Here is a 7,111-nt window from a genome sequence, read left to right as displayed (position 1 = left end):
GGGTACGGAATAGGCGGGGCTTAGGCGCCGCTGGGGGCGGGTCGGGTTTTTATTCCTCCCCTGCAAGGGGAGGGGGACCCAGCGTGGCATGGTGGAGGGCTGTCGCCCTATCGAGAGCGGGACACCCCTCCGTCAGTCCTGATGGCCTGCCACCTCCCCTGCAAGGGGAGGAATAGGGAAACGCCTGCCGGAAGCGTCTCCCCATATCGTCAGGCCGCTTCGGTGACCTTCGGCGCGGCGGCGCGAACGCCTTCATCGACATGGTCGGCGAACTGCTGGAAGTTCTCGTTGAACAGACCGACCAGCTTGGCCGCCGTTGCGTCATAGGCGGCCTTGTCGGCCCAGGTGTCGCGCGGGTTCAGGATCGCGGCGTCGACGCCGGGCACCGACACCGGAACCTGGAACCCGAAATTCGGATCGGTCCGGAACTCGACCTGGTTCAGGCTGCCGTCGAGCGCGGCGTTGAGCAGTGCGCGCGTCGCCTTGATCGGCATGCGGTGGCCGACGCCATATTTGCCGCCGGTCCAGCCGGTGTTGACCAGCCAGCAATCGACGCCGCCCTTGGCGATCCGCTCCTTCAGCAGATTGCCGTATACCGACGGGTGACGCGGCATGAACGGCGCGCCGAAGCAGGTCGAGAAGGTCGCGTCCGGCTCGGTCACGCCGATCTCGGTGCCCGCCACGCGTGCGGTATAGCCCGACAGGAAGTGATACATCGCCTGTTCCGGCGTCAGCTTGGCGATCGGCGGCAGGATGCCGTACGCGTCGGCGGTCAGCATCACGATGTTGCGCGGCACGCCCCCCATATTGTCCTTCGACGCATTGGGGATGAAGTCGATCGGATAGGCGCCCCGGCTGTTCTCGGCCAGGCTGTTGTCGTGCAGGTCGAGCTGGCGCGTCACCGGGTCCATGACGACGTTTTCCAGTACCGTGCCGAAGCGCTTGGTCGTCGCGAAGATCTCCGGCTCCGCCTCGGGCGACAGGCGGATCATCTTGGCGTAGCAGCCGCCCTCGAAATTGAAGACCGCCGTGTCCGACCAGCCATGTTCGTCATCACCGATCAGGGTGCGGCTGGCATCCGCCGACAGCGTCGTCTTGCCCGTGCCCGACAGGCCGAAGAACACCGCCGTCGATCCGTCCGCGCCCATATTGGCGGAGCAATGCATCGGCATGACGCCCGTCGTCGGCAGCAGATAGTTGAGCAGGCCGAAGACCGACTTCTTCATCTCGCCCGCATAGCGCGTGCCGCCGATCAGGATCAGCTTCTCGGTCATGTTGACCGCGATCACCGTCGAGGAACGGCAGCCATGACGTGCGGGATCGGCGCGGAAGCTGGGCAGGTCGATGATTGTGTATTCAGCGGCGAACTTGCGGAGTTCATGCTCCTCGGGGCGGACCAACATCGTGCGGATGAACAGATTGTGCCATGCCAGCTCCGTCACGACGCGAACACGGACGCGGTGCTCGGGCTGCGATCCGCCGTACAGGTCCTGGACGAACAGGTCTTCCTTCTGACCGAGCGCGGCGAAGAAATCGGCCTTCAGCGCGGCGAAATCGTCCGGGCTCATCGGCTTGTTGGTCTTGCCCCACCAGACCGTGTCGCGCGTCGTGTCGTCGCGGACCATGAACTTGTCCTGTGCCGAACGGCCGGTGTGCTCACCCGTCTCGACGACCAGCGGACCGTCGGCCGACAGCTTGCCCTCGCCGCGCGCGACCGCGGTTTCGATCAGCCGGGCGGTGACGAGGTTCCAATGCAGGGTGGCGCGGGTCTCGATCCCCTGGGCCTGCAGACCGATCTCCGGAATCCGTTCGTTCATAAGAGCTTCCTCGTTCCCCAAGGCGGCGGGTCCTGATGGCCCGGCGCTGTTTCACCGCACGTGAATACGTATGCGTCGGATCGACTCATACGCGTTTTGTTAAACACGTCAAACACACTGTTTGGCGAAGATGGTTGAGCCGTGTGTCACTTTGGCTTAACCGATGGCCATGGCGGTCTTTTCGCACGATATGGGTTCGGGGTCGGTTGCATGACGGCCACCATTGCGCTGGTCGATGACGACCGGAACATCCTGACCTCCGTATCCATCGCGCTTCAGGCCGAGGGCTTCGTCACGCGCGTCTATGCGGATGGCGAGGCCGCGCTAAAGGCGCTGATCGACAACCCGCCCGACCTGGCGATCTTCGACATCAAGATGCCGCGCATGGACGGGCTGGAGTTGCTTCGCCGTCTGCGTGAGAAGAGTCAGATTCCGGTCATCTTCCTGACCAGCAAGGATGACGAGCTGGATGAGGCGCTGGGGCTGGCGATGGGCGCGGACGACTATATCGCCAAGCCGTTCTCGCAGCGGCTGCTGATCGCGCGGATTCGCGCCATCCTGCGGCGATCCGAATATGTCGGCGCGCCGCAGGGAACCCCCGCCGCCGATGTGCAGGGGCCGCTGACCCGCGGGCAGCTCGCCATGGACCCGGCCCGCCACCGCGTCACGTGGAAGGGCGAGCCGGTCACGCTCACCGTCACCGAGTTCCTGATCCTGGAGACGCTGGCGCAGCGCCCCGGCATCGTGCGCACCCGCAACCAGTTGATGGATGCCGCCTATCAGGATGACATCTATGTCGACGATCGCACCATCGACAGCCATATCAAGCGCCTGCGCCGCAAATTCCGGCAGGTAGATTCCGAGTTCGACGCCATCGAGACGCTCTATGGCGCCGGTTACCGATTCTCCGAGGAGTGAAGCTCCCGACCTGGCATTGCGCTGGTCGGGCCAGATTTCGCTGACCCAGCGGATTCTGGCGCTCAACATCTTTGCGCTGCTGCTGTTGGCGGGTGGGTTTTTCTACCTCGATTCCTATCGCACGCGGCTGCTCGATAACCGAGTGGCTCAGTCGTTGCGCGAAGTCCGGCTGATGGGGGAAGCACTGACTTCGGTGCGCAGCGAGGAGCGCGATCCTCTGGTCCTGCGGCTGGCACGCGATACCGGCGGGCGTATCCGGCTGTTCGATTCGGCGGGGCGACTGGTCGCCGACAGCCGGGCGCTCGGCGTGCGCAATGTCGTGCTGCGCGATCCCGACAAGCAGGATTGGGGGCAGGCGATCGCGCGCTTCCTGGATGCCGGGATCGACACCGTCGTCGGCGCGGCCCGGCCGCCACTTTATCGTGAGCGTCGCGGCGGCGCGGAATGGCCGGATGTTCGCGCGGCGCGGGACGGGCGGGTCTCCGCCTCGGTCTGGCGCGCGCCCGATCGCACCCCGGTCATCACGGCCGCCGCACCGTTGCCCAGCGGCGGTGCGCTCATGGCGACCGAGAATGCACGCTTCATCACCGAAACGGTGCGGATCGAACGGTTCCGGCTGAGCGTGCTGCTGGCGCTGGTGGCGCTGATCTCCGTCTTCCTCTCGCTTTTCCTCGCGCGCACCATCGTCCGGCCGCTGCGGCGGCTGGCGCGGGCGGCGGTGCGGGTGCGGCTGGGCCGGGCACGCGAGGTGGTGGTCCCGCGTCTGCCGGACCGCCGGGACGAATTGGGAATGCTCGCCCGGGCGCTATCCGACATGAGCCTGGCGCTGCGTGCGCGGATCGACGCGACCGAGGCCTTTGCGGCCGATGTGACGCATGAGTTGAAGAACCCGCTCGCCTCGCTCCGCTCCGCCGTCGATACGCTGGAGACGGTCCACGACCCTGACCTTCAAGCGCAGCTGCTGGCGATCGTTCGCGACGATGTGCGGCGGCTCGACCGGCTGATCACCGATATTTCCGATGCCTCGCGACTCGACGCGCAGCTCAGCCGGGCGAAGTTCGATCCCGTCGATCTGAACGCGCTTCTCGCCGGGCTGATCGCCCAGCGTGAGGCGCGCGGAGTCGAACGGGGCATCCGCCTTCGCTTCGATTCCACCGAGCCCGGCCCTGCGATGGTATCCGGCGAAGGTGCGAGGTTGGAGCGGGTCTTTGAGAATCTGGTCGACAACGCACTGTCCTTTTCCCCCGACGAGGCGGTCGTCGCGATCAGTCTGGCGCGCGAGCCGGACGATTGGGTGGTCCGTGTCGAGGACGAGGGGCCTGGCGTGCCCGAGGACGCGCGTGAGGCGATCTTCCGCCGCTTCCACTCGATCCGGCCGAGTTCGGAGAATTTCGGACGCCATTCCGGGCTGGGCCTCGCCATCGCCCGAACCATTGTCGAGGCGCATCAGGGGCGCATCCATGTCGAGGCGCGGGAGGACCGGATGAGTGGTGCGCGCTTCGTGGTACGCCTGCCGCTGGCCGCGATCGTCTGATGGGTGAACTCATCCATGCCACGTGCGTGATGATCGGCGGCGTCGGGATAATGCTGCGGGGGTCTTCTGGGGCCGGCAAATCCGATCTGGCGCTGCGGTTGATCGACCGGGGGGCGGTGCTGATCGGGGATGATTATGTCGAGGCAACGGCCAGGGACGGCGCCTTGCACGTCACGGTGCCGGAACGGATCGCCGGGTTGATCGAGGTTCGGGGCGTCGGCATCGTGCCGGTTCCGTACCAGGCAAGCGCGATCGTCAGCCTGATCGTCGAACTGCCCGTCGACCCGGATCTTGAAGAGCGCCTGCCCGAGGCACGCCAGACCGTGATCGCAGGCATCTCGCTCCCTATCTATAGGCTCAACCCGCGTCCGGCTTCGACCCCGATCAAGGTCGAGCTGTTGGCGTCACACCTCAAGGAACGCTCGCAATGGACCGAAAACGCATCTTGCTGGTGACCGGCATGTCCGGGGCTGGCACCTCGACAACGCTCAAGACGCTGGAAGACCTGGGCTGGGAAGTGGTCGACAATCTGCCCCTGTTTCTGCTGAACGGTCTGCTGGAGGCCGCGCCACCCAAGGGTATGGAGGGCAAGAACCGACCGCTGGCGATCAGCATCGGCGTGCGGACGCGGGACTTTGCGCCCGACCAGATCACCCAGAGCATTCGACGTCTGAACGAGCGGCCCAATCTGGCCATCGAGACGCTGTTCCTGAATTGCGGGGGGGCGGAGTTGAAGCGGCGCTATGCCGAGACCCGGCATCGCCATCCGCTGGCGATGGACCGGGCCGCCGATGACGGTATCGCGCATGAACGCGCGCTGTTGGGTCCGGTGCGGGACATGGCCGACCGGATGCTCGACACGACCAACATGACCAGCAACGACCTGGGGCAATGGATTCGCGCCAATTACGCGGTCGATGGCCTTAGCGAGCCGGTCCTGACGGTCATGTCCTTCGGTTTTTCCAAGGGGTTGCCGCGCAACGCCGATCTGGTCTTCGACATGCGGTTCCTTCGCAATCCGCACTGGTCGGCCGAACTGCGTCCCGGCACCGGGCTGGACCAGGGGGTCATCGACTATATCCGGCATGACCCGGCCTATGAAACGGCCGTGGGGCAGATCGAGACGCTGCTCGACACGCTGACGCCGCGCTATGTTTCCAGCGGGAAATCCTACATCACCATCGCGATCGGCTGTACCGGCGGGCGGCATCGTTCCGTCCATGTCGCCGAACGGATCGCGGGACGGTTGCGCCAGAGCGGTTTTTCCCCCACGGTGGTGCATCGTGATTTGGGTGCCGTGCCGAAAGACTCCTTGGAAGCCAGGCCGGCCAAACAATGATGGATATGCGTGTCTGACATGATCGGTCTGGTTCTGGTGACGCACGGGCGGCTCGCCGATGAGTTCGTGACCGCGATGATACATGTGGTCGGGCCGCAGGAGCGGATCGCCACCATCGCGATCGGGCCGGAGGACGACATGGAGGAGCGGCGTGCGGACATCGCCGCCGCCATCGCCACTGTCGATGCCGGGCGCGGTGTGATCGTCCTGACCGATCTGTTCGGCGGCACACCCTCCAACCTCGCCATCTCGCTGATGGAGCGGGGCCGGGTCGAGGTGATCGCGGGTATGAACCTGCCCATGCTCATCCGGCTGGGCTCGGCGCGCAAGTCGATGCAGGTCGTCGATGCGGTCGCCGCCGCGCGCGAGGCTGGCCGGAAATATATCTCCGTCGCGTCCGAAGTGCTGGGCGAGGCGGCGGCATGACGGAGCAGACACGCACGGTCCTGATCACCAACCGCCGGGGCCTTCACGCGCGCGCCAGCGCCAAGTTCGTGACGCTAGCCTCGACCCAGCCTTGCGAGGTGCGGGTGGCCAAGGATGGCAGCACGGTGACGGGCACCTCGATCATGGGCCTGATGATGCTGGGCGCCGCGATGGGCGACACGATCACGATCAGTGCCGCCGGTGACGGGGCCGATGTGACGGTCGAGGCGCTGGCCGCGCTGGTGGAAGCGAAGTTCGGCGAAGACTGATGCCCCGTGAAATTACCGCTTATTCCAACCCGCTGATCAAGTGGGCGCGCGACCTGCGTGACAAGCGCCATCGCAAGCAATCCCGCCAGTTCCTGGCCGAGGGGCTGCGCATCCTGACCGAGGCGCGCGAGACGGGGCGGCTGCCGACCCTGTTATTCTATGCCCGGCCGTCGGCGGGCCACCCGCTGGTCCGCGACCTGATCGCGGCGGTGGAGGCGTCGGAAGGCGAGGCGATCGAGACGACGCCCGACATCCTGTCGAAACTGTCGGGCAAGGACAATCCGCAGGCGGTCGTCGGCGTGTTCGAGGAGTTGGGCGTCACGCTCGACGAGCTGGATCGCAACGCGTCCGGCATCTGGCTGGTCGCCGAGCGTCTGCGCGATCCGGGCAATCTGGGCACCATCCTGCGTACCGGCGATGCGGTCGGGGCAGGGGGGCTTATCCTGATCGGCGAGTGCGTCGATCCCTTCTCGGTCGAGGCGGTGCGCGCGAGCATGGGGGCATTGTTCACCGTGCCGATCGTCAAGACCGAATGGCAGCCTTTCCTCGACTGGCTGCGGCAGGGGCCGGGTCAGCTGGTCGGGCTGAGCCTGGACACCGAGTCGGATTATCGCGCCGCTCGTTATGCCGCGCCGACCTTCCTGCTGACGGGCAACGAGGCGCAAGGGATGCCCCCCGAATATGCCCAGGCCTGCGATACGCTGGTCAAGATTCCGATGCTGGGCAAGGCCGACAGCCTGAACGCGGCCGTGGCGACCGCGGTCATGGCCTATGAGGTGCTGGCGCAGCAGCGGGGCTGAGCGGCGGG

At 66.0% G+C, this 7,111-nt stretch carries 8 protein-coding genes; 7 read left to right on the top strand and 1 reads right to left on the bottom strand.

Annotation, left to right across the window (positions count from 1 at the left end; genetic code table 11):
* Positions 1 to 209: 209 nt before the first annotated feature.
* Positions 210 to 1,817: a phosphoenolpyruvate carboxykinase gene (locus BSZ14_RS09580; RefSeq protein WP_076710733.1), complete on the bottom strand. Its 1,608-nt coding sequence runs from the start codon at positions 1,815 to 1,817 to the stop codon at positions 210 to 212.
* Positions 1,818 to 2,027: 210 nt separating this feature from the next.
* On the opposite strand from BSZ14_RS09580, the gene BSZ14_RS09575 reads away from it, so the two are divergent.
* From BSZ14_RS09575 to BSZ14_RS09545, 7 genes are read left to right on the top strand one after another with little or no spacing between them, the layout of a single operon-like run.
* Positions 2,028 to 2,735 (top strand): response regulator transcription factor, encoded by a 708-nt coding sequence (locus BSZ14_RS09575; RefSeq protein WP_042482394.1) that lies wholly within the window; start codon positions 2,028 to 2,030, stop codon positions 2,733 to 2,735.
* Positions 2,704 to 4,269: a sensor histidine kinase gene (locus BSZ14_RS09570; protein WP_076710732.1), complete on the top strand. Its 1,566-nt coding sequence runs from the start codon at positions 2,704 to 2,706 to the stop codon at positions 4,267 to 4,269. Before BSZ14_RS09575 ends, BSZ14_RS09570 begins: the two co-directional genes overlap by 32 nt.
* Positions 4,269 to 4,724 carry an HPr kinase/phosphorylase gene (locus BSZ14_RS09565; protein ID WP_076710731.1) on the top strand — a complete coding sequence of 152 codons (456 nt, stop codon included), beginning with the start codon at positions 4,269 to 4,271 and terminating at the stop codon, positions 4,722 to 4,724. The genes BSZ14_RS09570 and BSZ14_RS09565 overlap by 1 nt, the downstream gene beginning before the upstream one ends.
* Positions 4,697 to 5,608, top strand: coding sequence for an RNase adapter RapZ (gene rapZ, locus BSZ14_RS09560; protein WP_076710730.1), 912 nt, complete (start codon positions 4,697 to 4,699; stop codon positions 5,606 to 5,608). The genes BSZ14_RS09565 and rapZ overlap by 28 nt, the downstream gene beginning before the upstream one ends.
* Positions 5,609 to 5,626: 18 nt before the next feature.
* Entirely contained in the window at positions 5,627 to 6,034 is a 408-nt protein-coding gene (locus tag BSZ14_RS09555) for a PTS sugar transporter subunit IIA (protein ID WP_042482384.1), read from the top strand.
* Positions 6,031 to 6,303 carry an HPr family phosphocarrier protein gene (locus BSZ14_RS09550; protein WP_042482381.1) on the top strand — a complete coding sequence of 91 codons (273 nt, stop codon included), beginning with the start codon at positions 6,031 to 6,033 and terminating at the stop codon, positions 6,301 to 6,303. The genes BSZ14_RS09555 and BSZ14_RS09550 overlap by 4 nt, the downstream gene beginning before the upstream one ends.
* Positions 6,303 to 7,103 carry a TrmH family RNA methyltransferase gene (locus BSZ14_RS09545; protein ID WP_042482378.1) on the top strand — a complete coding sequence of 267 codons (801 nt, stop codon included), beginning with the start codon at positions 6,303 to 6,305 and terminating at the stop codon, positions 7,101 to 7,103. The genes BSZ14_RS09550 and BSZ14_RS09545 overlap by 1 nt, the downstream gene beginning before the upstream one ends.
* The last annotated feature ends 8 nt before the right edge of the window (positions 7,104 to 7,111 follow it).

The organism is Sphingomonas sp. Sph1(2015), assembly GCF_001970915.1.
Lineage (GTDB): Bacteria > Pseudomonadota > Alphaproteobacteria > Sphingomonadales > Sphingomonadaceae > Sphingomonas > Sphingomonas parapaucimobilis.
This window is presented reverse-complemented; position numbering and strand designations above follow the sequence as displayed.

What these genes read in the sequence shown, in the direction of transcription:
- BSZ14_RS09580 (WP_076710733.1), bottom strand. Translation starts at nt 1,817, where the DNA reads ATGAACGAACGGATTCCGGAGATCGGTCTGCAGGCCCAGGGGATCGAG.
- BSZ14_RS09575 (WP_042482394.1), top strand. Translation starts at nt 2,028, where the DNA reads ATGACGGCCACCATTGCGCTGGTCGATGACGACCGGAACATCCTGACC.
- BSZ14_RS09570 (WP_076710732.1), top strand. Translation starts at nt 2,704, where the DNA reads ATGGCGCCGGTTACCGATTCTCCGAGGAGTGAAGCTCCCGACCTGGCA.
- BSZ14_RS09565 (WP_076710731.1), top strand. Translation starts at nt 4,269, where the DNA reads ATGGGTGAACTCATCCATGCCACGTGCGTGATGATCGGCGGCGTCGGG.
- rapZ (WP_076710730.1), top strand. Translation starts at nt 4,697, where the DNA reads ATGGACCGAAAACGCATCTTGCTGGTGACCGGCATGTCCGGGGCTGGC.
- BSZ14_RS09555 (WP_042482384.1), top strand. Translation starts at nt 5,627, where the DNA reads ATGATCGGTCTGGTTCTGGTGACGCACGGGCGGCTCGCCGATGAGTTC.
- BSZ14_RS09550 (WP_042482381.1), top strand. Translation starts at nt 6,031, where the DNA reads ATGACGGAGCAGACACGCACGGTCCTGATCACCAACCGCCGGGGCCTT.
- BSZ14_RS09545 (WP_042482378.1), top strand. Translation starts at nt 6,303, where the DNA reads ATGCCCCGTGAAATTACCGCTTATTCCAACCCGCTGATCAAGTGGGCG.